Consider the following 25,439-nt stretch of genomic DNA (forward strand, 5'->3'; position numbering starts at 1 on the left):
TCTTATTGAAATTTAAACAGTTTTTAAATCAAATCAATGTGTATGATCATAGATCTTAGTGTTTCCATCTATACTTAATGGTTTTCACCGCCAAACTATTAACTGCAACTTATCGATATGCAACTCTTTAGCGCTTTACTCCTCCCATAAATCATTATAAGCTCATCTATAATATTTACACCATTTTTATAGAGGTTTAACCCGAACTTTACAGGGATTTAATCCTATGACACCCCTGTTTCATCCCTGTTATCTCCCTATTATTCCCTTTTAAAAAACAATGACTTATCAATAAATTTAAAGGGGCGATATAGGCAAAGCTGTATAAATTTCTTGATGCTTGGAGTAGAAGATAATTTACAGGAAACTTGTCTGCATAGATCAAATTTTCTATACCTTAGGATTATCGATAAAAAGAACAATATATGACCATTACCGAAGCACAAGAAACGATAGACCGTTGGATTAATACCACAGGCATACGCTATTTTAACGAATTGACCAACACTGCAATTTTAATGGAGGAAGTGGGTGAAGTTGCCCGTATTATGGCCCGCAAGTACGGCGAACAATCTTTCAAGAAAAGTGATGAAGAGGTAAACCTAGCCGACGAAATGGCCGACGTACTTTTTGTGCTCATGTGCTTAGCTAACCAAACAGGCATCAATTTAGACGAAGCGTTAGTAAAAAACTTGGAAAAAAAATCTATCCGCGATGCAGAAAGACACAAAAATAATGAGAAGCTGAATACCCCCTAACCCCCAAAGGGGGCGCTATACAAGTCCCCTTTAGGGGATTTAGGATTGGTTTGGTGTTACTGCCCTCCTGATCTTCGCTGCAACTTCTGCCAATTGTTCTTGGCTTAATTTCAATTTAGGGTTAGCAAAGTTCATGTCGTTCATGGTATTAATTGGAACAAGGTGCACATGCGCATGCGGCACTTCTAAACCAATTACAGCTACACCTACCCTATCGCAGGGATAAGCTTTTTTAATGCCCGCAGCTACTTTTTTGGCAAATAGCATTAACCCTTGGTACAGCTCATCTTCTATATCAAAAATATAGTCAACCTCTTTTTTAGGGATTACTAAGGTATGTCCATAAGCTAAGGGGCTAATATCCAAAAATGCTAAAAAGTCGTCCGTTTCGGCTACTTTATGCGCCGGAATATCGCCTGCCACTATTTTAGAGAAAATGCTTGCCATAAAAGTATTAAGTTTTAAGTAATACGTTATACGTAGGCACAGCCAAAACGTAAAACGCATTACTTATTACGTACAACGTAGTTATCTAGATATTTCCAGAATTTCAAATTCAATTTTGCCTACCGGCACTTGTATTTCGGTTTTATCGCCTACCGACTTGCCTAATAAACCTTGGGCAATGGGAGATTTTACAGATATTTTTCCCGATTTTAAATCAGCTTCGCTCTCTGCTACCAATTGATAAGTCATTGTGGCACCGTTCTTTACATTTTTAATTTTAACAATAGAAAGTGCCAATACTTTAGACAGGTCTAATTTCGACTCGTCTAACAGCCTCGAGTTTGCTAACGTAGTTTCTAATTTTGCAATTTTTGCTTCGTGCAAACCTTGCGCTTCCTTGGCTGCATCATATTCTGCATTTTCCGATAAATCGCCTTTATCGCGAGCTTCTGCAATTGCTTTTGCGATCGAAGCTCTGCCTTCGGTTTTTAACTGATGTAATTCTTCTTTTAATTTTTCTAATCCTTCTTTACTGTAATAGGTAATCTCTGCCATAGCGCTATTTCTTTTCTTTAATCCTATAAAAAACAAACAAGACTACATGGGTTGTTAAACCTACATAGTCTTGCTTTGTGTTATAAACGAAGATATAAGCCTTAAATTACAAAAGCAAATAAAAATGCTTTTATTACACCAATTTTAAAAAAGCGCTTTTATTACATTCCTGCAAGCCTTAACTTTGCTTTCCCTACCGTTAATCATTTTACTACACTTTGGAACGAAAAAAAATCATCGGGCATAACTATTTTAAACTCATCATCACATCGGCCTTTGTTGGCTTTTTGAGCACTTTACTAGCATTTAGCCTAAAGCACCTTACCGAGTTTTTCGAACATCGAATTTTTGCACTAACAAATAGCTACAGCCCTTTATTGTTTATCGTATTACCTTCTATTGGCATTACAGCCATATACTTTTTACGCAAGTTTTGTTTCGTGGCAGAAAAAACAAGGGAATTACCGAAATTTATAAAACGCTTGACGAAAGAAAAGAACACTTACCTTGGTTTAAAATTCCATCCCATTACCTCAATGGTTTTCTCACCGTAATTTTTGGAGGTTCAACAGGTGTAGAAGTGTCAACCGGTGTAGCTACCGCAGCTACAGGCAATATGGTTTACGAAAAAGAGTTTTCGGCCCGAATATACAAGCGAGAATTGGTATGTGCCGGCGTTGCCGCAGGAGTTGCCGTATTATTTGCCAGCCCCTTGGCGGGATGGCTTTTTGCCATTGAGGTAATTGCCAAAAAGCTACGAAAATCGTTATTTATAAGCTGTACGGTGGCTGCCATGGTAGCTTGGGCATTCATTTATTTTTTCGATAATAAAACCTTATTAGATTATCGTATTGATAGCTGGAGTTGGTATGCTCTTCCATTTTTTGTGGTTTTAAGCATTTTAAGCGGGGGCCTTTCAGTTTATTTTACTTTATTGGTTACCCGTATGAAGCTGTTATTTTCAAAAATACCCAATAATTTTCTTAGGGTAAATATTGGCGCTGTAACGGTAGGCATCATGATTTATTTTTTCCCGAGCCTATATGGCGATAGTTACCATGGCCTTAAAGAGATTTTACATGACGCGACCACCATTCCAAGCATTGCCATTCTTACACTTTTAATTCTCGCTGTTTTAAAACCTTTGGCGGCATCGCTTACCTTAGGAGCTGGAGGCGATGGAGGTGTGTTTGCTCCGAGCATTGTAGCCGGGGCATTTTTAGGATTAATGTTTGCGATATGTTGTAACCGATATTTTGGCACTCACCTGCTTGTGCTTAACTTTGCATTGGTTGGTGCAGCAGCTACTCTATCGGCTTCCATTTACGGTCCGTTTACTTCTTTAGTATTGGTATGCAGCTTACTACCCAATGGTTTTCAGCTATTTTTCCCTATATTATTAGCCTGCATTATTGCAAAGTTGTTTGCTAAATTGTTGCTGCCTTACAACGTTTATAGCTATGATCTTTACCTATCGGCACAACATCAAAAAAGTTAATTAAATTTTAACTGCTTTTAAAAAAGGGTTAGCCTCCAATAGCGGTACAAACAGCCTTGTGCTTCACCGGAAAATTTAACGAACTGGCAATAAAGCACATCCTATTGGCCTCTGCATGTAACGAATTTGCCCAAGAAATATCCTCTGGTTTAGAAATTACCACTTCTGGACGTAAAAGGACCTCTGTAAACTTACCACTACCATCGGCATTTTCGGTCATGGTACCTTTGGCCCGGTCTCTGTATTCTATCACCACAATGCCGTTTTTAGAACACAGGTGCAAATACCATAACATGTGGCACGAAGACACCGAAGTCAACAATAAATCTTCTGGATTATATTTAGATTTATCGCCCAAGAAAATAGAATCTGAAGAACCCGAAAGTGCTTCTTTTCCGTCTATTTCTACCGTGAAATCTCTATCATAGGAGCGGTAGTCCATGGTTCCCGAACCTTTGTTGCCCATCCAAACCAAGTTGGTTTCGTAAATATGTTGCTTAGCCATAATTAGATACGAGTATTGAGATATGAGATTGGATATGATCCATGCCCCTATCAGACCTTAAATTATTTTGTTTATAGCAGCAATTTAGAAAATTATCTGTTGATTTCAACCAATTCAACAACCAAAGCACCCAAAATTTTATAGATAAGACTTTTATCTCCTTAATAACCAACTATAAGCTTTGACAACTTTAATAACAAGCCGCAAAGAAAAAGTTGTCAAAGCTCCTGTACAAGTAACCCCAATAGCATTTAATAGCTTTACTCAAGCAAATAACGCACGCACAAACAAAGTCTTAACCATAAGCTGTAAAGAAATTTGTCAAAGCTTATGGTTTTTCATGGGGTTATTCTAATATTCTGTGTAGAATTTAACAACTACATTTATTACTAACACACTGTTTATAGGTATTTTGGGGTATATATTTGGTTTTTACGGGTATTTTTGGGTGTATATTTGGACAATACAAGTCAACTCACTCCGCATAACACCCGAAATTTTAAACATCATTACAGCCATAGATGAATTTAAAGGCACTATAATCTTATATAGGCTTGTTAGCATAAAGATTTTATCTTACAATTACATTGTATTTTACAGTTCTTACAGAATTTGAATAATAGGCTTTTGCAATTTCTTTGATTGCGTTTATTCTTCTGATTTCTAAATCAAGTTCTTTTTTATCATTTTTTTCTACCTTATCAGAAATTTGATTGATTAATTTTTCAACTTCTGAATAACAGCTAGAACTACCATCAATCATATTTAAGTAGGATAATGCAGTCTCGTAGTTTTTAACGGCAATTTCTGATTTTGCCTTTGTTATATTTTCTTTACAAAGTTTTGATTGATAGCCCTTATAATAAACCAAAGTATTTTTTTGAGCTTCTGAAAAACAATTATTTCCAGTTTCTGGAATTGATTGCAATAAACTTATCGCTTGTTCAAAATCTTGTCTCGCATAAGAATTTGAGGCTTTACTCATTATTTTTGAACAGTTTTCATCAAAATATTTATAAATGTTGCCTTTTCCGATTTTGAGGAACTCAATTAAATCTTTATCGGCAGTGTTTATTAATGAGAAAGCATTCGTAATTGCAAGCTGTTCTGTTTTTCCACTCCCCTTAATTTTTCTTGAAATTATATTAAAGGACTTATTTGATGAGATTTGTTTGATGTTTAATGTCAAGTCAATTGTTGTAACTGTGATATTCTCTAATCCACCTTGTACAATACTCACATCATCAATATTTACAATTGGAAAAATTATAAAGTCATTATTATAGCCATAAGTTACAACTCCAGAGTTGTTAATTAAATTAGATAATTTGCTTTCTAACTTCGTTATCTGTGCTTCATTTATTTTTTGACTTGGCTCGGGAAGAATTATACCAAGTGTGAAATCTGTATTTTGTGAAAAACAAAAACTTGGCAAAAACAACATAAGCATTAAGAATAATTGCCCCATAACTAATTGATTGTTATATAAATTGTATTTCCTTTAATTTCTTTGCTGGGATCTAAGCCAAGCGTTTTTAAATACTTAAAAAAATCAAGAGCAAATCTGTTTGTAGTATAATTATTTTGGTTTTTATCTTTTATTGGAATTTTCACATCATCAAAAATCATTTTAAAATTGGTTGTTCCTTGTATATGATAGTTGTTATTAAAAGAATTGGTTGAAAACCATTCTTCAAGCACATCGGATAAAGCTAATTTATCGTTCCCAAAAGGGCTTGTCATATTATAAGATGAATTTTCAGAAAATGAAATGTCGACTAAAACCGAACGCCCGTTTTTATTTATCTCTGCAAATTTTAAATTCATCATGGCAATAAATTCTTCCATAGATTTATCAACCGCCTTTGAAACAAGCCTACCTATGTCATCAGTTTCAAATTTACCAGAATTACCAACCTTATTTGATAGGGAATTTCCCGTAGAAGTTTCGTAAGAAGAAATAATAACGCTGGCACTTGAGCCAGTATTATCTTTTTTTGTATCGACTTCTGCAACTACATAAATGTCACATCCAGCCATTTCTATTATTTTAGATTTAATATCACTTTGATTATCTGATGTGAATATCTGATTGTCTTTTGCGGTCTTTAGTTTGCCAACAAAATCTACTGTGGTATAGCCACGACTATCAAAACCTTCTTTAATTTTAGTAATTGCAATTCTGCTGTTAATGTCTTTATCTAAAATTGTCCTTAAATCTTCCCCATCTTTTGTGAAAGGGATTACCATTATTTTTGGCAATAGAATAGGTAATTGTGCATAAGTTAATGACGAAGATAAAACAACAATAAAAAGGAAGATTATTTTTTTCATCCGTATAAAATTTGTTTTCAATGGTGATGAAGCTATCATGACTTTATTCATTCCTCTGTGAGTTTTGAAAAATCATGATGGTTTCATAAATTTATTCAGCAATTATTTCACATTTCAAATTTGTGCCACCTTCTAATTTTGATGCAATTAATGCTCCACCAGAAGTTACTTTGCAAATTGAAAAATTTTCGTCTTCTACTTTTTCAACTACAATTTGACCGACTTCCTTTTTTCTAGGTATTTTTCTACCGTCAACTGTTAATATTGCCACCTCAAACACCTTTAAAGTCATTTGTGGTTTTAGTCCAATCCCAGTTCCACCCGAAATTAAAACTTTTGTAGCTTCGTTTGTAGCATTTTTCTCTTCAACACTAGCAATTGAAACAGTAATTTTAAAGTTATCTTTAATAAATTTTTCAATATTTGGTTTAATGATATTTAAAGCATTATCAAACCCATTTTTCCCTTTTGCTTCGGAAGAAAATTTTTCAGATGCCATAATTTCTCCTGTTGAAACATCTATCACTTTAATGTTAAATGAAATCTTTGCTTTTCTACTTGAAATAGATAAACCACCATATCCAATCGAATTATTTTGTTCTTCAAATGAAGCTTCTGTAACATTTCCCGTAACAATGTAACTTGCTCCCAGTGATTTTGATTGCTCAACAGTTTGCCCGTCTATATAGTCTTCTCCTTGTTGATTTTTTTTCTCGCCCGTTATAAGGTTCATTTTCTCTCTTTCAACAAGGGTAAATCTTTTTGCATTTAAAAAAGCGTCTGAAACTGCATCTTGGATAGCGACAATATTTTTTTCATTATTTTGATTGTAATAGACGTTATAAAGCCTATCATTATTGCCCGAAGAAGTATTAAAAGGCATTATTCCAACAATTGTTTTTGTTTGAGCAAATATTGCAAATGATAAAAATGTTAAAATTGTTGCTAAGTAGAGTCTTCTCATTGTTTTTGTCTAAAAATTTTTATTTGGTTTAAATGTTTCAATTATTACCACTTATCTTCTATTATCTCAACAGGTTCGGCCCCACTCCAGCTAATATTTATTGAGGTATTAGGATTAGTAACTATGAAATGAATAATATTTTCATGAACAATGCCGTCCCCCTTAAACTTGTATGTTCTGGCAAAAGGCTTACTTTCATGCGTTATATTAACTATCAATATATCATCAGCACATACTTTTGTTGTATCTATTTTATAGTTCTTTGATTGTTCTTGCCGAGATGATGGTCTAATAACCCTGTTTCTTATGATTTCTGCCACTATGTATAATCCTGTTTAATGCTTTCAAAGATTTCTATATTCTATTAAAATATTATTTTTCTGCTTGCAATCTTTATGTATATTTGCGCATAATTTATTATAATTATGCAGACGGCAGGTAGAAAAATCAAGAAATTCAGAGAGTTAAGAAATTTTACCCAAGGGTATATGGCCGAACGGTTGGGCATAAGCCAAAGCAATTATGCACGTATAGAAAGCGAAGACATTAGCCTCAGTGAAGACCGCTTATTAAAAATTGCGGAAATATTGGATACGGATAAAGAATCTATTTTAGGTTTCGATGAAAGATATGTATTCAACATTAACAATGCCCAAAACTCCAATAACGGCATTGTACATCAATACCAAATAAGCCCCGAAATTAAGCAATTGTACGAAGACAAAATAAAGCTGTTAGAAGAACGGATAAAAGATTTGCAGGATAAATTGACCAAAAACCATTAGCTATTTTCGTACCCGTGGTCTGTGAGCCACGGACCATGGTTGGGGCTTTTATATCTTTAATAACCAAAACACAATAAGCTTTGACAACTTTAATAACAAGACGCAAAAAAAAGTTGTCAAAGCTCCTTTTCTGGTTTAACCGCTTTAGAACAAACCGCAAGAAATCTGTAGAAGCTTATTGTTTTTTCACAACGTTATTTCCACTAACTTCTTTGCCAAAACTTCAGAAATTTTACGGTACGAATCGAAAGTCCAGCCAGCAATGTGCGGTGTTAAAATTACTTTCTCGTTAACTTTAAGTTCATCATACCATTCTTGTTCAGCCAACATTGGAAATTTTTCCTTCTCCAAAACATCTAAACCTGCTCCTAAAATTTTGCCATTGGCAATATTATTCAACACTGCTTGGGTGTTTACAATTTCGCCACGGGCTGTATTAATAAAGAAAATAGGCTTTTTAAAATGGAAGAAATATTCATCGTTAACCATTTGTTTGGTTTCTTTAGTTAATGGAATGTGTAAGCTCAATACATCGCTATGTTTCACTATTTCTTCCATGCTCACTTCTTTGGCAAATTCATCACTAAAGCCAGTTTTGTATTTATCGTAAGCAATTACGTTAACCCCAAAACCCGAAAGTTTACGGGCAAAACTTTGCCCCATAAAACCGTAACCAATGATGCCTATGGTTTTGCCCTTTAATTCGTAGCCACGATTGCCTTCCCTATCCCAAACACCGTTTCTAATTTCTATATCCGCCTTACGAAAATTGTTCATTAACGATAGCAAAAGACCAATAGCATGCTCACCAACGGCATCCATGTTGCCTTCGTTAGCGGCTAAAAGTGTAATTCCTTTTGCTTTCGCAATGTCGATATCAATATTATCCAACCCGGCACCAGCTCTCGCTACAAATTTTAGGTTCGGCGCTACATCAAACAATTCTTTATCTATCCTAAACTTGGTACGTACCGCAATGCCCTCATAATCCTTAACCACTGCCAACGTTTCGGCTCTGGTAATTGCTGGTCTATTATCAACCTGATAACCTAAAGCCTCTGCACTTTCTTTAAAAACTGGATGTAAATCATCTACTATTAATATTTTTTTGCTCATGCTTTAGTTGCTACAAAATTGGTCAATTCAACAAAATCGGCTACACTTAAGGTTTCCGCTCTTTTTTCATAAAATGGATGTTCGCCTAGCCTATCTTTTGGCACTACCGCAGATAAGGCATTTCGTAAAGTTTTTCTACGTTGATTAAAGCCTGCTTTTACCACTCTCCAGAACAGCTTTTCGTCACAAGCTAACTCCTCCACATTATTTCTAGTTAATCGAATTACACCAGAATTCACCTTTGGTGGCGGATTAAAAGTTCCCGGCTTTACGGTAAATAAGTATTCGATCTCATAGTAAGCCTGAATAAAAACACTTAAAATACCGTACTCTTTGCTTCCCGGTTTCGAAGCACAACGTTCGGCCACTTCTTTCTGAAACATCCCTACCATTTCAACCACATTTTGGCGGTTTTCTAAAATCTTAAATAAAATCTGCGAGGAAATATTGTAAGGAAAATTACCAATCACCGCAAACTTACCGGGAAAAATATCTTTAAAGTTTAGTTTTAAAAAATCGCCATTAATTAACCTATCGCCCAGTTGGGGATATTTTTCTCTCAAAAAATTGAACGACTCGATGTCAATATCGATGAGAAAAGTTTGCAAATCTTCTCGTTGCAACAAAATGTCGGACAGGATGCCCATACCCGGACCAACCTCTAACACTTGGTGGTATTTATCGGTATGGATCAGACCATCCACAATGCGTTGTGCAATGTTTTTATCCGTTAGAAAATGTTGCCCTAAGTGCTTTTTTGCTTTAACTAAACTCATATAACCCCCAACCCCTAAAGGGGCTTTAAAATTTGAAGTTCAAAGTTACAAAATTAGTCCGAGCTCGGGAGGGAAGTCCGATGATATAGTGCAAATCTCAAATCTCATATCCTACATCTCATATCTATTGTTTATTTTGCGCTAAATTTGAATACGGACATGAGCAACAAAGTTAAGATAGGCATTAGTATAGGCGACGTTAACGGTATTGGTTTAGAAGTTATTTTAAAAACACTTGCCGAAAGCAAGATTTTAGATTATTGTACGCCAATTGTTTACGGGCATACTAAAGTTGCGTCTTTTCATCGCAAGGCACTACACCTTAGCGATTTTATGTTCAACGTAATCCCTAATGCAGAAGCAGCCGTTGCGCACAAAGCCAACATGATTAACTGTTGGGAAGAAGATGTGAAAATTGAATTGGGAGAGGCTAACGAAATTGGCGGCAAATACGCGTTCATTTCGTTGCAAAAAGCTACCGACGACTTAGTGCGTGGTGCCATTGATGCTTTGGTAACCGCTCCTATCAACAAAAACAATATCCAATCGGAAGATTTTAAATTTCCTGGACATACCGAATACCTACAAGAAAGAAGTGGCAGTAACGATGTGTTGATGTTCCTAATAAGCGATCTTTTACGTGTGGGCGTGGTAACGGGACATATTCCGGTAACCGAAGTAGCTAAAAGTATCACCAAAGAGAAAATTGTTAAAAAACTACAGTTGATTAACGAAAGCTTAAAAAAGGATTTCTGGATTGAGAAACCAAAAATTGCAGTTTTGGGCTTAAACCCTCACGCTAGCGATAATGGTTTGTTAGGCGACGAAGAAGCAACTGTTATTGCTCCGGCTATTCAAGAAGCTTTCGATAAAGGCATCATTTGCTTTGGCCCATACCCTGCCGATGGCTTTTTTGGTAATGGCACTTACAAACAGTTCGACGCGGTTTTGGCCATGTACCACGACCAAGGCTTAATTCCTTTTAAAACCATTGCCTTTGAAACTGGGGTTAACTATACTGCAGGCTTGAAATTTGTGCGCACTTCGCCAGACCACGGAACGGGTTACGGCATTGCAGGTAAAAACCAAGCAGACCCAACTTCTTTTATGGAGGCGCTTTTTGCGGCGATACATATTGTTAACAACAAGCGAGAACAAGAAAGCTTATTACGCAACCAATTAAGAACTGGCGGAAAGATTGTGGAAACCGCTGGCGATATTAAGGATGATGCGAATTAAATTTTAAACAACAATTTATGAGTAAAATTTCTGCAGTTATACAACCAAAAGAGTTACTCGAATTAAAGGTTCAGAAAAAGAAATTTATACTTATAGATGCTGATGGAGGAGGTAAAGAACGTTATTTAGCTAACCACTTAGATGGCGCTTACTTTGTAGATTTAAAAACTGATTTATCTGCAATACAGAAAGACACTAAAAATGGGGGACGTCATCCGCTTCCTTTGCCTAGAGTTTTTGCGCAAACCATCAGCGAATTAGGCATTACCCCAAAAACCCACGTAATTATTTACGATGATAAAAATGCAGCAAATGCAGCTGCTAGATTTTGGTGGATGCTTACCGCTGTCGGTTATGAAAACATACAAGTGCTAAACGGCGGTTTTAAAGCAGCTTTAAATATTGGTTTTCCGAGTAATGCTCCTATAAATATCCCTACTGCCGTACCTATGGACAATTCAATATCTGATTGGAAGTTACCTCTAGTCTTTATTGATGAGGTTGAAAAAGCCAGCAAAACGAAAAGCAAAACCATTGTAGATGTTAGAGCAAAAAATAGATACGATGGCTTGATTGAACCTTTAGATCTGATTGCTGGCCACATTCCTAATGCCATTAACATACCGCTTACCGAAAACTTAGATGAACTTGGTTTTTTTAAAGAACCATCTTTTCTGCAGGAGAAATACAGCGAAGTTTTTAAGGACAAGGCATCAGGAGACATTATCGTTCACTGCGGGTCTGGAGTAACTGCTTGCCATACCCTATTAGCTTTTGCCTACGCAGGCTTAGCTGTCCCAAATTTATATGTAGGCTCTTGGAGCGAATGGTCGAGAAGTGAAAATGAAATGATTTTGGCTAAATAGCATTTTGGTTTGTTTACATCTAGTGTTTTAAATTTTCACCGATAAAACTCTTGCTTTGTAAAATAAACCTTATTGAAGCGAACACATAGCGAAGTGCAACGAGCGCAGTAAAGCGGAAAGAAGGACTGCTTTTGCCAAGATATGCAGGCATTGTTTTTCAAATCATCATTAGGGTAATTTTTAACAGTAAATTTTCATCTATTCATTTTTCTAAAAACATTTTAATTTCAAAAAATAATACATACCTTTGCAGGCTAAAATTTAGTTACAATTGAAAGCATTAAAACAATTTTCTATCCCGTTTACAGGTTTAAAATTGGGAAAGCACTATTTCGATTTTGAAATTGATAAAAGCTTTTTTGATGCCTTTGAGCATTCTTTAGTTAAAGATGGAGCGCTTAAAGCAAAAGTTGAACTGGATAAACAAGAAACCATGTTAATTTTAGGCTTCCATGTTGAGGGAACACTAAGATTAACTTGCGACACCTGTTTGTCTGATTTTGACCAACCAATTGAACTAAACGAAAGACAGATTGTAAAATTTGCTGAAGCGGTAGAAGAAGATGAAATCGAAGATTTAGAAATCATCATTTTACCAAGAAAAGAGACAGCTATAGACGTTGCTGAATTGATTTACGAATTCATTACCGTAGCCGTACCTTTCATTAACAAATGTGAGCAAGCTGGACAAACCTGCGACGAGCAAATGCTAAGCACTTTAGACAAGCTTGCCGCCGGAAATGAAGAACAAGAAGAACAACATGACGACCCACGCTGGGAAGCATTAAAAAAATTAAAATAGTAATTAAAAAAATCAAGCAATGGCACATCCAAAACGCAAGGTTTCTAAACAAAGAAGAGATAAAAGAAGAACGCACTACAAAGCTGTAGCACCTTCATTAACTACTTGCCAAACTACTGGTGCGGTACACCAACCACACACAGCTTACAACGTTGATGGTAACCTTTACTACAACGGTAAATTAGTAATAGAAAACACTTCGATAGGTTAATTTTCTGAAAAATTTTTGTGTTTTCCGTTAGTTTAAGATTAACTTAGCCTAATAGAAATGAAAGCCTTTGGCTTTATCACAAAAGATTTTTACTATGAAAATAGGTCTCGATATTATGGGTGGAGACTATGCTCCCAAAGCTAATGTTTTGGGGGCAATAGCTGCCCATCAGTCTCTTTCTGCCAACGAGCATTTAGTGCTAATTGGCGATACACAGCAGATTAAACTTCTACTTTCTGAGCAAGGATTCAACCCGGATCACTTCGAATACGTGCATACCGAAGAAGTTATTGGTATGGGCGAACATGCTACAAAGGCAATTCTTCAAAAACCCAATTCTAGTATTTCTGTTGGCTTCCAATTATTAAAGGAAGGCAAAATAGATTCGTTTGCAAGCGCTGGCAATTCTGGTGCAATGTTAGTGGGTGCTGTTTTTAGCGTAAAACCAATTGCGGGTATCTCTAGGCCTTGTTTATGTACTATTGTACCTAAATTAAAGGGCGGCGTTGGCTTACTTTTAGATGTGGGTGCCAATGCAGATTGCAAGCCAGACAACTTGTTAGAGTTTGGCGTTTTGGGCAGTTTGTATGCAGAACACATCATGCAAATAGAAAACCCAAAAGTGGCGCTAATGAACATTGGCGAAGAAGATGAAAAAGGCAATATGCTTACCTTAGCTAGTCATCGTTTGATGAAAGAAAAAGCATCTTTTAATTTTGTGGGCAACGTAGAAGGAAGAGATTTGTTTAACGACAAAGCTGATGTAATTGTTTGCGATGGTTCTACTGGAAATATTATGCTGAAATTGGCAGAATCGTTCTATGTATTGACCATTAAAAAAGGATTGAAAGATGAGTTTTTTGACCGTTTCAATTATGAAAACTATGGTGGCAGCCCTGTATTAGGGGTAAATGCGCCAGTTTTAATAGGCCATGGCATATCGAGCCCCGAAGCCGTGAAGAATATGATCTTCCAATCTAGGGACATGATTAATACCGGATTGGTAGGAAAAATACAAGCCGCATTCCGACAATAATAAAAATAAAAAAATGAGTAAAATTCACGCTGCTATTACCGCAGTTAATGGTTATGTTCCTGATTACGTTTTAACCAACCAGGAGCTGGAAACAATCGTTGAAACTAACGACGAATGGATTACCACCAGAACGGGTATAAAAGAGCGAAGAATATTAAAGGGCGAAGGCTTGGGGACTTCGGATATGGCCGTGCCTGCCGTAAATGGCCTATTGAAAAAAAGAGGGATCGATGCTAAAGAGATTGACCTCATTATTTTTTGTACCACCACCCCAGATTTTACTTTTCCGGCTACCGCAAACGTACTTGCTGATAAAATTGGGGCCGTAAACGCTTGGGGATACGATTTACAAGCTGCCTGCTCTGGTTTCGTTTTTGGGCTAACTACGGGTGCTCAGTTCATAGAATCGGGCAAGCATAAAAAAGTATTGGTAGTTGGCGGCGATAAAATGTCTTCAATTATTAATTACGAAGACCGTGCTACCTGCATCATTTTTGGCGATGGCTGTGGTTGCGCATTATTAGAACCAAACGAAGAGGGATTAGGTGTACAAGATTCGATTTTAAGAAGTGATGGCGCTGGCGGCAAATATTTGGGAATGAAAGCGGGCGGTTCTGTAAAACCTGCTACTCACGAAACCATTGATGCCAAAGAGCATTTTGCCTACCAAGAAGGACAAACCGTATTCAAATTTGCTGTAACCAACATGGCAGATGTAGCTGCAGAAATTATGGAGAGAAACCATCTTTCTTCTGATGACGTGGCTTGGCTAGTACCTCACCAAGCTAACAAACGTATTATAGATGCTACCGCTGCCAGAATGGGCGTAAGCGCAGAGAAAGTAATGGTAAACATTGAGCGTTACGGAAATACTACTAATGGCACTATCCCTCTTTGCTTATGGGAGTGGGAAAAAGACCTTAAAAAAGGCGACAATATTATTATTGCTGCTTTTGGAGGAGGCTTTACTTGGGGTTCTGTTTACCTTAAATGGGCCTATAATAGTTAGTTTTTTGGTTGTTAGATAGTTGGTTAGTAAATGATATTATGCTAAACAACAAAAAAACCAAACAACAAAAAAACTAATAAAAACCTTAACTTAGTTAACTCAAATTAAATAGACACAACAATTATTTAACATAACAAAAAGAGAATGGATATTAAACAAATTCAGGAACTTATAAAATTTGTTTCTCGGTCGGGAGTAAATGAAGTTTCTTTAGAGCAAGAAAACTTTAAAATTACCATCAAAACTAACCAAAATCCAGTTTATGTAAACGCGGCAGTACCTGCAGTAGCTCCAGTTGCAGCGGCTCCGGCAGCGCCAGTTGCGGCACCTGTACAAGCAGCACCAGCAGCAGCGGCGCCAGCTACAGAAGACACATCTAAATACATTACGATAAAATCTCCAATGATCGGTACGTTCTACCGCTCTGCAAGCCCTGAAAAACCTTCGTTCGTAAACGTAGGCGATGAAATAGGCACTGGCAAAGTAGTATGTATCATCGAAGCAATGAAATTGTTCAACGAAATTGAAAGCGAAGTTTCTGGCCGTATTGTTAAAATATTGGTTGACAATGCCTCGCCCGTAGAGTACGACCAACCGTTATTCTTAGTTGAACCTATTTAATTAGCAAATTAATCAATTAGCTAATTAGCTAATTAAGGAGAAATTATGTTTAAAAAAATATTAATTGCCAACAGGGGCGAAATCGCTTTGCGCATTATACGTACCTGTAAGGAAATGGGCATTAAAACCGTGGCTGTTTACTCTACAGCAGATAGAGAGAGCTTACACGTGCGTTTTGCCGACGAGGCTGTTTGCATTGGCCCACCGCCAAGCAAAGACTCTTATTTAAGTATCCCCAACATTATATCTGCAGCAGAACTAACTAATGCAGACGCCATACATCCAGGTTACGGTTTTTTATCAGAAAACGCTAAGTTTTCTTCGGTTTGCCGTGATTACGGAATTAAATTTATTGGTGCTACACCAGAGCAAATCAACGGCATGGGCGATAAATCATCGGCCAAAGAGACGATGAAAAAAGCAGGTGTACCAACCATCCCGGGTTCTGAAGGCTTATTGACCAGCGTAGCTGAAGGCATTAAATTAGCCAACGACATGGGCTATCCGGTAATTTTGAAAGCTACTGCTGGTGGTGGTGGCCGTGGTATGCGTGTAGTGTGGAAAGATGAAGAGTTTGAAAATGCTTGGGACAGTGCCCGTCAGGAATCGGGTGCCGCTTTTGGTAACGATGGCCTTTATCTAGAAAAGTATATCGAAGATCCCCGCCACATTGAAATTCAAATTATTGGCGACCAATTTGGCAAAGCCTGCCATTTATCAGAAAGAGATTGTTCTATCCAACGTCGTCACCAAAAATTAGTAGAAGAAGCGCCTTCTCCATTTATGACTGATGAGTTGCGTGAGAAAATGGGCGAAGCTGCCATTAAAGGCGCTTTAGCAGTAAATTACGAAGGTGCTGGAACTATCGAGTTTTTGGTAGATAAACACCGTAATTTCTACTTCATGGAAATGAATACCCGTATCCAAGTAGAGCATCCGGTTACCGAAGAGGTAATTAACTTCGATTTAATTAAAGAGCAAATTAAAGTGGCTGCAGGCATTCCAATTTCTGGCAAAAACTATATGCCAGATATGCACGCTATTGAGTGCCGCATCAATGCAGAAGATCCGTTTAACAACTTCCGTCCTTCACCAGGCAAAATTACTAATTTCCATTCGCCAGGTGGCCACGGTGTACGTGTAGATACACATGTTTATGCAGGTTATCAAATTCCACCCAACTACGATTCGATGATTGCCAAACTTATTTGTGTGGCACAAACCAGAGAAGAGGCAATTTGCACCATGGAGCGTGCTTTAAGCGAATTTGTAATTGAAGGTATTAAAACTACCATTCCGTTCCACTTGAAGTTGATGAAAGACCCTAACTTTAGAGCTGGTAATTTTACCACTAAGTTTATGGAAACTTTTGATTTCTCAGAATAGCAATATTAAAATTTTAGCGAATGCCTCGACAAATTGTTGGGGCATTTTCTTTTTAATTCCTCCGCCTGCCCCCTCGAGAGGAGGATATGCAAATTGCATAAGCACCTTGTGCCTCCCTTTGGAGGGAGAATAAAGAGGGAGGAAAATATTCACACTTCAATCTCAAAAACGTACCTTTACCCAAAATATGCAGGGATTAGTTATTAAATCTACAGGGAGTTGGTACCAAGTATTTGCCGAAGATGGCAGCACTTACGCCTGCCGAATTAAAGGCAAGTTTAGGATTAAAGGCATACAAACCACCAATCCTATTGCGGTTGGCGACCAAGTAGATTTTGAATTAGAACCCAATGCAGACACTGGTGTAATTAATCATTTCCACGACCGTAAAAACTACATCATCCGCAAATCGATTAACCTGAGCAAGCAATCGCAAATTATTGCAGCAAATTTAGACCAAGCTTTTCTCATTGTTACCTTGGCTTCTCCCCGCACCTCTTTAGGCTTTATTGACCGATTTTTGGTAGTTGCCGAGGCTTACGATATTCCAACTTCGTTAGTTTTCAATAAATTAGACCTTTATAACCAAGATGGTTTGGCCATACTGGCAGATTACAAAGCTATTTACGAAAACATTGGCTATCCTTGTTACGAAGTTTCGGCATTAGAGGGCACTAATATTTCACAAATCGAAGCACTGCTTAAAGATAAAACTACTTTATTTTCTGGACATTCTGGCGTAGGAAAATCGAGCTTAATTAATGCCATTTTACCAGACTTCGAATTAAAAACTGGCGAAGTAAGCGAGTGGAGCGATAAAGGGCAACACACTACTACGTTTGCAGAAATGCACCACTTACCTTTTGGTGGTTATTTGGTAGATACGCCAGGCATTAGAGAACTGGGCATTGTTGACATTGAAAAAGAAGAGCTAAGCCACTATTTTGTAGAAATGAGGGATAGGCTAAACCAATGTAAGTTTAACGATTGTAGGCATATTAACGAACCTGGTTGTGCCGTAATTAAGGCGCTAGAAGAAGGCGAAATTGAACCATCTCGCTACGACAGTTACCAAAGTATTTATTTCGGAAACGATACAAGAGCTTAGGCAGTTTTCAGTGGCAAGTTATCGGTTAATCAAATAGCACAATTACAGCTTTATCTCAAACAAGTTCAACGTAATTCCTTCGTAGTGTTTAGGCAAGCCGCTATTTGCTGCTATTTTAATTTCTCCTACATGATTAAAACCGCAACCGGTATAATATTTCAATAAACGTTCGTTATCTGCCCAAGTATCCATACGTATGTAATCTAACGGTTTAGTTTTACGATATTCTTTTGCCCAATCGATGATTACTTTTACAAAACCATAACCACGATAATTGGGATGGGTTACAATACGATGAATATAAACTGCTGCCTCTCCATCTTTACCTAGCCAAATTTGCGGATCTTTATAAGTTACTGCAAAAATTGCAGCTACATTTCCATCCACCAAGATTTTATACTGTCGGCCATCGGCAATTTCCTCTTTTATCAGCTCACTATCGAAACCTTGCCATTGCTTAGGCGATACTTTCTTTTGGTGTTCGATAGCCAAATCATAAAACTCAAAAATGATAGTGATGTCTTCGGGCGTACTATTGGCTACTTGTATAGCGTTTTTCATCAACTTAAAATTTAAGATGTAAAATGGTTTTTTTTAATGTCTTTTGCAAAACCAAACCATCTAAAAATCATTTTACTATATAAAACCTAACAACACTTGCTTTTAACAAAAACATCTCCTTAACTTTATATCCACATGGGAAGAACTACACTTTTAACGATACTTTGCTTCATTGTCATTTTACTAGATTTTTACTGCTATCACGCTATTCTGGCCGTTTTTAAAAATTGGAAAAGCAGTACTAAACAATTTTTCAAAAAAGCCTGGTGGACCGTAAGCATCTCTTTAATTATTGGTGTTTTTTGTGCCATTTATCTCAACTTATTTTTAACTGCTAGAGCTGTTATCCTAGTGGCTTTTTTCTTAACTAGTATTGGAAAAATGGCCATGTTCCCCTTTTTATTGATAGACGATTTAAGACGTTTAGCCATTAAAATCTTCCAAAAAAAAGACGCTGTTAAAGCCGAACAAGCGGCTAACACCATTAACGTGGGCGAACCTATTAGCAGGTCGTCTTTTTTAGTAAAAGCGGGTTTAATTACTGGTGCCATACCGCTAAGCTCCTTAAGTTGGGGCATTATTTCTGGTGCTTACGACTATCAAATTAGACGAGTTAACTTAAAGCTGCCCAACTTACCCAAAGCTTTTGATGGCATTACCTTTGCACAGGTTTCGGACATCCACTCGGGAAGTTTTTATAATAAAACAGCCGTAAAGGGCGGCGTGGAAATGTTACTGGCAGAAAAACCAGATTTTATTCTCTTTACAGGCGATTTGGTGAACAACCTTACCAGCGAACTGAAAGACTACCAAGATATTTTTAGCAAGCTTAGCGCTCCTTTAGGCGTTTACTCGGTATTGGGCAACCACGATTATGGCGAGTATCATTTTGGCAAAGGCACTTCTCCCGCTAAGGTAAAAAACCTACAAGACATGATTGCTTCGCATAAAATTATGGGTTGGGAGCTGTTAATGAACGAAAACCGCAGGCTTAAAGTAGATGGTGAAGAAATTGGCATTCTGGGTGTAGAAAACTGGGGCATGGGCCGATTTCCAAAATACGGGAAAATGGAACTAGCTACGCAAAACACCGAAGATTTACCGATAAAACTACTGCTTTCTCATGATCCATCTCATTGGCGAGGCGAAATATTACAAAAATACCCAGAAATAGATGCCATGTTTAGCGGCCATACCCACGGTATGCAATTTGGGGTAAGGTTAAAAGACATGCAATGGAGCCCAGTACAATATATTTATAAAGAATGGGCTGGTTTATACCAAGAACAACATCAACAATTATATGTTAATGTAGGCTATGGCTTTTTAGGATACCCGGGACGTGTAGGTATATTGCCAGAAATTACGATATTTACGTTAAGTAGAACTTAATAAATTGTAGGTTATAAGTTAAAATTTGTTTCGTGACTTTAGCCTACCACATGTAACTCGTAACCGAAATAAATGCTCAAAAAACTAGGTTTAACTATCCTCGATTTTTTACTGTTTAGCAATTTGTTTATTGCCGTTTGTGCCGTTGCCCAAGCTTTAGTTACCTACCATTTGCTAAATGCCCAGCCAAGCAACTATGTATTGGCCTTTGTTTTTTGCTCTACTTTATTGGTTTATAACCTAAGCATGTTGCTCTCTAAGCCAAAAGAGCCACAAAAATCTCCTTTTAAAAGGGTGAGGTGGATTTTTTCGCACCATAGGCTAACCATATCCATCACCTTAATTGCTATACTCTGCATTATCCCCCTAGGCCTGCTATACCTTAGTTTCGAGGCTAAATTGCTCATGGCATTCATCGGCATTATTTCCATTGCCTACAATTTGCCCTTTCTAAGTATCAATAATAAAAAAATAGGGCTAAGAAATATTCCGGGTATTAAGCTTTTTCTAATCTCTTTTGTATGGGCTATCAGTTGTGTGTTATTACCCATTGTAGAATTAGAGAGTACGCATCAAATTGTAGTTCCCTTAAGCGAAACTGTATTATTGATAGCAAAGCGATTTTTATTCATCTGTGCCATTACCGTACCTTTTGATATTAGAGACTTGTTTCAGGACAAATTGTACGAACTAAAAACAATTCCGGTAATGCTGGGCGAAAAAAAAGCCTGGATTTTTTGCCAGGCATTATTGGTAGCTTATCTTGTACTGTTAATCTTGTTTACCCAAACCATTAATATAGATGTAATTGGCATTGGATTAACTATTTTATTAACAGGATGGTTAATTTTCAAATCAAATATTAAAAGAAATGAATATTATTATTTCTTTTATTTAGATGGCACCATGCTTTTACAGTATCTTATATTAGTATTGTGCGCTTGGTTGGGAGGTGTTGCCTTATAAACGCTCTAAACAACTAGCTTCCTACATTAAATCTGTAACCTATACCCCTTACGGTTTGTAATAGTTGTGGATTATCCGGATTATTTTCAATCTTCTTGCGTAAACGCACAATGTGCATATCTAAAGTACGTGTGTTTACATCAGAGTTGTAGCCCCAAACTTCCAGCATCAAATCTTCACGGCTAATTACTTGGTTAGGGTTGCGCAAGAAATAAAGCAAAATCCTATTTTCTAGTATTGTTAATTCAATTTTCTTGCCATCTTTAAAAAGTGTATGTACATTCGGATGATGCTCCATATTGCCAAACCTATGTATTTCGGATTTGTCTGCATTGAGGAGAAATTTCACCTTGCTTTCTAACATGGCCATCAAAACATCCATGTTAAATGGCTTGGTTACATAATCAGACGCACCAAATTGATAAGCATCAATTTTATCTACGTCCTGTGCTTTGGCGGTCATCATAATTACCAAACCTTCAAATCCCTGTTTACGCACTTCCTCGCAAACTTCAGAGCCTTCTTTGCCCGGCAACATCCAATCTAGCAGCACAATCTCTGGTTTTTCTGCAAGAATAATCTGTTCGGCACTAATACCATCTGCTGCCTCCAATACCTGGTAGCCCTCGCTTTTTAAACGCATAACTGCTAAAAAACGTAGGTTTTCATCATCTTCTACAATTAATATTTTGATATCTTTTGACATAACTTTTATTGTTTTAATATGGGCAAATTAAAAGTTGTAAGGTTGACCCACAACTCTATAACATTACAGCATTTCAATTAATATAGGGCAGTACAATTTTAAACTCGGTTCCTTTATTTACAATGCTGTGCACCGTAATTTCGCCTTTCATAAAATTAACAAGTTCTTTGCAAAAAGCCAAGCCCAAACCCACACTTCCTGCTTGGTTGTATTGGTTTTGTACACGATAAAATTTTCTAAAGATATTGTTTATTTCTGAAGGTGGTATGCCTATGCCTGCATCTTTAAAGCGCAGTACAATTTTATCTTTTATTAGCCTAGCGGTAATGTGCAACTGTTTCCTATCGGGCGGAGAATATTTATAAGCATTCTCTACCAGGTTATCGAACAAGCTGCCCAACAAAACCGGATCTGTAATAAAATGTGTTAAATTGCTGATTTCGTAACTAAGCTTAAAATCTGGGTATTTTAACTGGTGAACATCAATGGTGCTTTCTATAAATTCCTTAATGTTTATTCTATCTTCGTTTAGTTTGATGGCCTTATTTTCAATTTGTGTAAATGCCAACAGTTTATTCATCAACCCGTTTAGCTTATCGGCTTCCTCATCTAGAATTTTACCGTAAAGTTTTTGCTCACGCGGTGTAATAGATGTGGCACTTTTGATATTGTTGCCCGCAATTTTAATTACACTTACAGGCGTTTTAAATTCATGTGTTAGGTTGGTAAGAAAATCGTATTGTAGCTTAAACATTTTATGGTTAATGTTCAGGTTTCTATAAATTAAGAACGCTACTAACAACAACAAGGCATAAAATATGAGTATTAATGCTGCAATAGGAAAAAAGTAGCTAAGTATTTCTTTTTTTATGAAAGATTTGGAAGATATAAAATACAACTTGTATGCAGAAAAGGGACCGCCCAAGGTAATTTCGCCAGTTTCATATTCCGAAGAAGTTTCTAACGGATCGTAAGTTACCGGCTCTATTCTTACAGATTGGTAAAGCAATGGCCTATTATTTCTGATCTTTATCTTAGAAGGATCGAGCTCAAAAGAGAGCATGTCTTGCTGGTAAACAGGTTCTGAAGGCAGCTTCTTGGTGATCATCTGCCTGTAAACCTTTAAATCTTCGAAACGGGGAATATTAAAATAATCTATCCTATTGGGCTTGATATTTGAAAAATTGCTGAACAAATCTTCTTGCGTAGGCATTTTAGTGGTATCTAGCTTATGGATAAAAGTGTAAAGCTTTAAGGCCAGTTCATTAAAGTTTTCTAGCGTAGTATTGTTTATAACGGAGTTTGGGCCAAAAATCTTCACAGAATCGCTAGAAACATAAGGTCCAAATTGATATACACTTTTCATGCCCGCAGAAAAACTGCCCACATTTAAGCCGTTTTCTTCATATCTTTCGTTGCGAATTTGGGCATCAAAAAAAACCACTCGTTTTACAAATGGATATTTGAGCAAAATGGTATCTACAAATTTTGCTGCTGTACCAGAATCTAAATAGCCATTGTAATAAGAAATTTCTGGAAGTTTGTTGAGGAAAAAATCGTTATACGGCTTAATACTTTCTTCCAATACATTTGTTTTTGCAGAAATAAAATCGCCTTCAATTTTTTTCTTACTGAAAGTAAAAGCTAAGAAAAGCGATAGAATAAACAGCACAGAAATTAAGCCTATAAATGTAGCAATTAAGGAGAAATTTTTGCGATAGCCGCTCTCTTTAACAGATGGTATAGCCATAGCTTAGCGCTTATTTAAGTTTTCTAGTAAAAACAGTTCTAAAGCTGCATAAGATTTTTTTCTTGCTTCTTCTCTATTGAGTACCGATCTGCTGTCTTCCTTTTCTAAATAAGTTACGGGCTTGCCTAATTTTTTCAACTCTTTAACAAACTGCACCGCATCATTGCCATTAATACGTGGGTCTTTAGGGTTTTGAGTTATAAACAAAGGGATTTTAACTTTACCTGCATGGAATACTGGCGAAGCTTGTCGCATATACTCCGCATCTTTATCTGGGTTTCCAACCACTTCGTAATACATCTGTAGCTTAGAGGTTAAAAAAGGCGGAATGGCTTTAAGGTAGCTAAAAAGATTAAGTATGCCGGTATTGGCTGCAGCGCATTTATACATTTTTGAATTAGCAATTGCATTATTTATGGCAATTAGTCCACCAAAACCATTACCGTAAATGGCTACCCTTTGTGGGTCGGCTATTTTCTGGTCGATAAGCCATTTTACACCGGCATCTACATCTTGCTGTATTTTTAGTCCCCACTCCTTAAATCCGGCAGCGTAAAACTCTTTCCCATAACCTGTAGATCCACGGTAGTTTACCTGTAATACCGCATAGCCTCTATTTGCTAAAAATTGCACATCGGCATTAAAGCCCCATACGTTACGCTGGCCTGGCCCGTTATGTGGCATTACCACCACTGGAAGGTTTTTAGGTTTTACGCCCAAAGGTAACGTGAGATAACCATTAATTTTAAAACCATCGGCCGTGATGTAACTAATGGGTTTCATTTCGCACATTTCTTCTTCTTTTATCGAAGAGTTGATATCGCTCAGCTTCTTTAAAGAATTATTTTTGGCATAGTACAAATAGTAAGCTCCTGGACTACGGCCGGTAAAAGTTCGAATGATAAAAAGCTGTTCGTTCTTGTCTTGATGGATAATTCTAGATTCGGCTTCTGGAATTAACTTTTCGAGTTTGTGGTAAAGTTTTTTAGATTCTTCATCGAGGTAGTGCTTCTCTTTTTTCCATGTTTCATAGATCACAAAATCCATTTTGCCACGGCGTTTAGAATATTGTGCCTCTACTACATTTAGGGTATCATTACTAAATAGTACACTTTTCTCTTTACCATTGGTACAATCTATCTCTACTAAAGCATTTTTATCTCTATTTACATTAGAAATGGCATAAAACGTATTTGGGTCTTGCTCAGCAAAAGCAACTGGTTGTAGTGTAGTTTTAAAATTATTGGTAATAATTTTCTGGAACGGTTTATTTTCGTTTTCCCTATACCAAACAGATTCGTTTACTCCGTCGGTAGAAATGGCCATACGTAATTTACCTTTGCTATCGGTAAGCCAATTGGTAAAATTACCCGGATTTTTTGCGGCAATAGTCATTTTACCGTCTCTCACATTTAATCGGTAAACGTCAAAAATGGTAGAATCTCTTTTATTGCTAGTTACCAACAAAAACTTATCGTCTATCAATTGATCTTCTAACAGCCTAATTTTACTCTTTGCATCTGCATTTAAAAGACGTTCGTCGGTACCATCCTTGTTCACAATGTACAAATCTGTTTGAAACCTACTGCCTTCTTTTTCTTTGTAGTAAAGAATTTCTTGGTTACTTACCCAATAATAAAAACTAATGTTACGTTCTTCGAGCTTTGAAATCTTGGTCTGGGTGCCATGCTCTAAATCTTCCACTATTAAATATTGGTTTTTATCTATAATTGTAAGGTAAGAAAGGTATTTGCCATTAGGCGATAATCGATAAATTGCCTTATCCTGTGTTTTAAAAAAATCGTTAACAGGTATTTCCCTTACTTTCTGTTCCTTATTACAGGCAAAGCACGCCACCGTTACCAACAACCATACGTATTTTCTCACTCCAATCATTATATCACAAAATTACATAACGCTCTTATGGCTATGTTATAAGCATTAACATTGTTACTTACTTTAAATAGTTAACATCTAAATAAAACAAAATTTTGGCACTTAGTAAAAAAAACTAGCGTAACATTTAAAATACAGTTTACCAGCAAAGC

General features: G+C 36.8%; 27 protein-coding genes. 14 read left to right on the forward strand and 13 right to left on the reverse strand.

Translation table 11 applies throughout. The annotated features are described in order from the left end of the window. The first annotated feature begins 425 nt into the window (after positions 1 to 425). Positions 426 to 758 (forward strand): nucleotide pyrophosphohydrolase, encoded by a 333-nt coding sequence (locus B3I52_RS02700; RefSeq protein ID WP_293298382.1) that lies wholly within the window; start codon positions 426 to 428, stop codon positions 756 to 758. Between the two features lie 39 nt (positions 759 to 797). On the opposite strand, the gene B3I52_RS02705 is transcribed toward B3I52_RS02700, so the two are convergent. After that, on the reverse strand, positions 798 to 1,205 hold the full coding sequence (locus B3I52_RS02705; RefSeq protein ID WP_293298385.1) for an HIT family protein: 408 nt from the start codon (positions 1,203 to 1,205) through the stop codon (positions 798 to 800). Between the two features lie 81 nt (positions 1,206 to 1,286). Continuing rightward, positions 1,287 to 1,760: a transcription elongation factor GreA gene (gene greA, locus B3I52_RS02710; protein WP_293298388.1), complete on the reverse strand. Its 474-nt coding sequence runs from the start codon at positions 1,758 to 1,760 to the stop codon at positions 1,287 to 1,289. A 433-nt stretch (positions 1,761 to 2,193) separates the two neighbouring features. Between greA and B3I52_RS02715 the strand changes: the two genes are divergently transcribed. Then, complete coding sequence (locus B3I52_RS02715) at positions 2,194 to 3,258, forward strand: chloride channel protein (protein WP_293298392.1); 1,065 nt, start codon at positions 2,194 to 2,196, stop codon at positions 3,256 to 3,258. A gap of 28 nt (positions 3,259 to 3,286) precedes the next feature. On the opposite strand, the gene B3I52_RS02720 is transcribed toward B3I52_RS02715, so the two are convergent. The 5 genes from B3I52_RS02720 to B3I52_RS02740 all read right to left on the reverse strand — a co-directional run bounded on the left by B3I52_RS02720 (position 3,287) and on the right by B3I52_RS02740 (position 7,381). Next, positions 3,287 to 3,763 carry an OsmC family protein gene (locus B3I52_RS02720; RefSeq protein ID WP_293298394.1) on the reverse strand — a complete coding sequence of 159 codons (477 nt, stop codon included), beginning with the start codon at positions 3,761 to 3,763 and terminating at the stop codon, positions 3,287 to 3,289. 571 nt (positions 3,764 to 4,334) lie between these two features. Continuing rightward, on the reverse strand, positions 4,335 to 5,231 hold the full coding sequence (locus B3I52_RS02725; RefSeq protein WP_293298396.1) for a hypothetical protein: 897 nt from the start codon (positions 5,229 to 5,231) through the stop codon (positions 4,335 to 4,337). A gap of 2 nt (positions 5,232 to 5,233) precedes the next feature. After that, on the reverse strand, positions 5,234 to 6,097 hold the full coding sequence (locus B3I52_RS02730; RefSeq protein WP_293298399.1) for a DUF6175 family protein: 864 nt from the start codon (positions 6,095 to 6,097) through the stop codon (positions 5,234 to 5,236). A gap of 91 nt (positions 6,098 to 6,188) precedes the next feature. Further along, positions 6,189 to 7,061: a CsgG/HfaB family protein gene (locus B3I52_RS02735; RefSeq protein WP_293298402.1), complete on the reverse strand. Its 873-nt coding sequence runs from the start codon at positions 7,059 to 7,061 to the stop codon at positions 6,189 to 6,191. A gap of 44 nt (positions 7,062 to 7,105) precedes the next feature. Continuing rightward, entirely contained in the window at positions 7,106 to 7,381 is a 276-nt protein-coding gene (locus B3I52_RS02740; RefSeq protein ID WP_293298404.1) for a hypothetical protein, read from the reverse strand. Positions 7,382 to 7,486: 105 nt separating this feature from the next. On the opposite strand from B3I52_RS02740, the gene B3I52_RS02745 reads away from it, so the two are divergent. Next, the gene (locus B3I52_RS02745) at positions 7,487 to 7,846 is read left to right on the forward strand and encodes a helix-turn-helix domain-containing protein (RefSeq protein WP_293298406.1); all 360 of its coding nucleotides are present in this window, start codon (positions 7,487 to 7,489) and stop codon (positions 7,844 to 7,846) included. Between the two features lie 186 nt (positions 7,847 to 8,032). Here B3I52_RS02745 and B3I52_RS02750 read toward each other — a convergent pair whose 3' ends face one another. Both B3I52_RS02750 and rsmA read right to left on the reverse strand, forming a co-directional pair. After that, positions 8,033 to 8,962: a 2-hydroxyacid dehydrogenase gene (locus B3I52_RS02750; protein WP_293298409.1), complete on the reverse strand. Its 930-nt coding sequence runs from the start codon at positions 8,960 to 8,962 to the stop codon at positions 8,033 to 8,035. Beyond that, the gene (gene rsmA, locus B3I52_RS02755) at positions 8,959 to 9,738 is read right to left on the reverse strand and encodes a 16S rRNA (adenine(1518)-N(6)/adenine(1519)-N(6))-dimethyltransferase RsmA (protein WP_293298411.1); all 780 of its coding nucleotides are present in this window, start codon (positions 9,736 to 9,738) and stop codon (positions 8,959 to 8,961) included. Before rsmA ends, B3I52_RS02750 begins: the two co-directional genes overlap by 4 nt. A 159-nt stretch (positions 9,739 to 9,897) precedes the next feature. On the opposite strand from rsmA, the gene pdxA reads away from it, so the two are divergent. The 9 genes from pdxA (at position 9,898) to rsgA (ending at position 18,016) form a co-directional block, all read left to right on the forward strand. Continuing rightward, the gene (gene pdxA, locus B3I52_RS02760) at positions 9,898 to 10,977 is read left to right on the forward strand and encodes a 4-hydroxythreonine-4-phosphate dehydrogenase PdxA (protein ID WP_293298414.1); all 1,080 of its coding nucleotides are present in this window, start codon (positions 9,898 to 9,900) and stop codon (positions 10,975 to 10,977) included. A gap of 17 nt (positions 10,978 to 10,994) precedes the next feature. Further along, positions 10,995 to 11,843: a sulfurtransferase gene (locus B3I52_RS02765; protein WP_293298417.1), complete on the forward strand. Its 849-nt coding sequence runs from the start codon at positions 10,995 to 10,997 to the stop codon at positions 11,841 to 11,843. Positions 11,844 to 12,114: 271 nt separating this feature from the next. Beyond that, positions 12,115 to 12,645: a YceD family protein gene (locus B3I52_RS02770; RefSeq protein WP_293298420.1), complete on the forward strand. Its 531-nt coding sequence runs from the start codon at positions 12,115 to 12,117 to the stop codon at positions 12,643 to 12,645. A 19-nt stretch (positions 12,646 to 12,664) separates the two neighbouring features. Beyond that, positions 12,665 to 12,856, forward strand: a complete 192-nt coding sequence (gene rpmF / locus B3I52_RS02775) for a 50S ribosomal protein L32 (RefSeq protein ID WP_293298423.1) — start codon at positions 12,665 to 12,667, stop codon at positions 12,854 to 12,856. 94 nt (positions 12,857 to 12,950) lie between these two features. Then, positions 12,951 to 13,892, forward strand: a complete 942-nt coding sequence (gene plsX / locus B3I52_RS02780) for a phosphate acyltransferase PlsX (RefSeq protein WP_293298426.1) — start codon at positions 12,951 to 12,953, stop codon at positions 13,890 to 13,892. Positions 13,893 to 13,905: 13 nt separating this feature from the next. Beyond that, on the forward strand, positions 13,906 to 14,901 hold the full coding sequence (locus B3I52_RS02785; RefSeq protein WP_293298429.1) for a beta-ketoacyl-ACP synthase III: 996 nt from the start codon (positions 13,906 to 13,908) through the stop codon (positions 14,899 to 14,901). Positions 14,902 to 15,045: 144 nt separating this feature from the next. Further along, the gene (gene accB, locus B3I52_RS02790) at positions 15,046 to 15,522 is read left to right on the forward strand and encodes an acetyl-CoA carboxylase biotin carboxyl carrier protein (RefSeq protein WP_293298432.1); all 477 of its coding nucleotides are present in this window, start codon (positions 15,046 to 15,048) and stop codon (positions 15,520 to 15,522) included. 45 nt (positions 15,523 to 15,567) lie between these two features. Then, positions 15,568 to 16,908, forward strand: a complete 1,341-nt coding sequence (gene accC / locus B3I52_RS02795; protein WP_293298435.1) for an acetyl-CoA carboxylase biotin carboxylase subunit — start codon at positions 15,568 to 15,570, stop codon at positions 16,906 to 16,908. Positions 16,909 to 17,095: 187 nt separating this feature from the next. Then, positions 17,096 to 18,016 (forward strand): ribosome small subunit-dependent GTPase A, encoded by a 921-nt coding sequence (gene rsgA / locus B3I52_RS02800; RefSeq protein ID WP_293298437.1) that lies wholly within the window; start codon positions 17,096 to 17,098, stop codon positions 18,014 to 18,016. A 42-nt stretch (positions 18,017 to 18,058) separates the two neighbouring features. Here rsgA and B3I52_RS02805 read toward each other — a convergent pair whose 3' ends face one another. Next, entirely contained in the window at positions 18,059 to 18,577 is a 519-nt protein-coding gene (locus B3I52_RS02805) for a GNAT family N-acetyltransferase (protein ID WP_293298440.1), read from the reverse strand. 135 nt (positions 18,578 to 18,712) lie between these two features. Between B3I52_RS02805 and B3I52_RS02810 the strand changes: the two genes are divergently transcribed. Both B3I52_RS02810 and B3I52_RS02815 read left to right on the forward strand, forming a co-directional pair. Beyond that, a complete protein-coding gene (locus B3I52_RS02810) occupies positions 18,713 to 19,969 on the forward strand; it encodes a metallophosphoesterase (RefSeq protein WP_293298443.1) in 1,257 nt (418 codons plus the stop codon). 72 nt (positions 19,970 to 20,041) lie between these two features. Further along, the gene (locus tag B3I52_RS02815) at positions 20,042 to 20,935 is read left to right on the forward strand and encodes a hypothetical protein (protein WP_293298445.1); all 894 of its coding nucleotides are present in this window, start codon (positions 20,042 to 20,044) and stop codon (positions 20,933 to 20,935) included. A gap of 13 nt (positions 20,936 to 20,948) precedes the next feature. On the opposite strand, the gene B3I52_RS02820 is transcribed toward B3I52_RS02815, so the two are convergent. The 3 genes from B3I52_RS02820 to B3I52_RS02830 all read right to left on the reverse strand — a co-directional run bounded on the left by B3I52_RS02820 (position 20,949) and on the right by B3I52_RS02830 (position 25,287). Then, entirely contained in the window at positions 20,949 to 21,641 is a 693-nt protein-coding gene (locus B3I52_RS02820) for a response regulator transcription factor (RefSeq protein WP_293298448.1), read from the reverse strand. A gap of 73 nt (positions 21,642 to 21,714) precedes the next feature. Further along, the gene (locus B3I52_RS02825) at positions 21,715 to 23,391 is read right to left on the reverse strand and encodes a sensor histidine kinase (protein WP_293298450.1); all 1,677 of its coding nucleotides are present in this window, start codon (positions 23,389 to 23,391) and stop codon (positions 21,715 to 21,717) included. 3 nt (positions 23,392 to 23,394) lie between these two features. Beyond that, entirely contained in the window at positions 23,395 to 25,287 is a 1,893-nt protein-coding gene (locus tag B3I52_RS02830; protein ID WP_293298452.1) for an alpha/beta hydrolase family protein, read from the reverse strand. Positions 25,288 to 25,439: the final 152 nt, after the last annotated feature.

It is taken from the genome of Pedobacter sp. UBA4863, assembly GCF_002399615.1.
Lineage (GTDB): Bacteria > Bacteroidota > Bacteroidia > Sphingobacteriales > Sphingobacteriaceae > Pedobacter.

What these genes read in the sequence shown, in the direction of transcription:
- B3I52_RS02700 (WP_293298382.1), top strand. Translation starts at nt 426, where the DNA reads ATGACCATTACCGAAGCACAAGAAACGATAGACCGTTGGATTAATACC.
- B3I52_RS02705 (WP_293298385.1), bottom strand. Translation starts at nt 1,205, where the DNA reads ATGGCAAGCATTTTCTCTAAAATAGTGGCAGGCGATATTCCGGCGCAT.
- greA (WP_293298388.1), bottom strand. Translation starts at nt 1,760, where the DNA reads ATGGCAGAGATTACCTATTACAGTAAAGAAGGATTAGAAAAATTAAAA.
- B3I52_RS02720 (WP_293298394.1), bottom strand. Translation starts at nt 3,763, where the DNA reads ATGGCTAAGCAACATATTTACGAAACCAACTTGGTTTGGATGGGCAAC.
- B3I52_RS02725 (WP_293298396.1), bottom strand. Translation starts at nt 5,231, where the DNA reads ATGGGGCAATTATTCTTAATGCTTATGTTGTTTTTGCCAAGTTTTTGT.
- B3I52_RS02730 (WP_293298399.1), bottom strand. Translation starts at nt 6,097, where the DNA reads ATGAAAAAAATAATCTTCCTTTTTATTGTTGTTTTATCTTCGTCATTA.
- B3I52_RS02735 (WP_293298402.1), bottom strand. Translation starts at nt 7,061, where the DNA reads ATGAGAAGACTCTACTTAGCAACAATTTTAACATTTTTATCATTTGCA.
- B3I52_RS02745 (WP_293298406.1), top strand. Translation starts at nt 7,487, where the DNA reads ATGCAGACGGCAGGTAGAAAAATCAAGAAATTCAGAGAGTTAAGAAAT.
- B3I52_RS02750 (WP_293298409.1), bottom strand. Translation starts at nt 8,962, where the DNA reads ATGAGCAAAAAAATATTAATAGTAGATGATTTACATCCAGTTTTTAAA.
- rsmA (WP_293298411.1), bottom strand. Translation starts at nt 9,738, where the DNA reads ATGAGTTTAGTTAAAGCAAAAAAGCACTTAGGGCAACATTTTCTAACG.
- pdxA (WP_293298414.1), top strand. Translation starts at nt 9,898, where the DNA reads ATGAGCAACAAAGTTAAGATAGGCATTAGTATAGGCGACGTTAACGGT.
- B3I52_RS02765 (WP_293298417.1), top strand. Translation starts at nt 10,995, where the DNA reads ATGAGTAAAATTTCTGCAGTTATACAACCAAAAGAGTTACTCGAATTA.
- rpmF (WP_293298423.1), top strand. Translation starts at nt 12,665, where the DNA reads ATGGCACATCCAAAACGCAAGGTTTCTAAACAAAGAAGAGATAAAAGA.
- plsX (WP_293298426.1), top strand. Translation starts at nt 12,951, where the DNA reads ATGAAAATAGGTCTCGATATTATGGGTGGAGACTATGCTCCCAAAGCT.
- B3I52_RS02785 (WP_293298429.1), top strand. Translation starts at nt 13,906, where the DNA reads ATGAGTAAAATTCACGCTGCTATTACCGCAGTTAATGGTTATGTTCCT.
- accB (WP_293298432.1), top strand. Translation starts at nt 15,046, where the DNA reads ATGGATATTAAACAAATTCAGGAACTTATAAAATTTGTTTCTCGGTCG.
- accC (WP_293298435.1), top strand. Translation starts at nt 15,568, where the DNA reads ATGTTTAAAAAAATATTAATTGCCAACAGGGGCGAAATCGCTTTGCGC.
- rsgA (WP_293298437.1), top strand. Translation starts at nt 17,096, where the DNA reads ATGCAGGGATTAGTTATTAAATCTACAGGGAGTTGGTACCAAGTATTT.
- B3I52_RS02805 (WP_293298440.1), bottom strand. Translation starts at nt 18,577, where the DNA reads ATGAAAAACGCTATACAAGTAGCCAATAGTACGCCCGAAGACATCACT.
- B3I52_RS02810 (WP_293298443.1), top strand. Translation starts at nt 18,713, where the DNA reads ATGGGAAGAACTACACTTTTAACGATACTTTGCTTCATTGTCATTTTA.
- B3I52_RS02815 (WP_293298445.1), top strand. Translation starts at nt 20,042, where the DNA reads ATGCTCAAAAAACTAGGTTTAACTATCCTCGATTTTTTACTGTTTAGC.
- B3I52_RS02820 (WP_293298448.1), bottom strand. Translation starts at nt 21,641, where the DNA reads ATGTCAAAAGATATCAAAATATTAATTGTAGAAGATGATGAAAACCTA.
- B3I52_RS02825 (WP_293298450.1), bottom strand. Translation starts at nt 23,391, where the DNA reads ATGGCTATACCATCTGTTAAAGAGAGCGGCTATCGCAAAAATTTCTCC.
- B3I52_RS02830 (WP_293298452.1), bottom strand. Translation starts at nt 25,287, where the DNA reads ATGATTGGAGTGAGAAAATACGTATGGTTGTTGGTAACGGTGGCGTGC.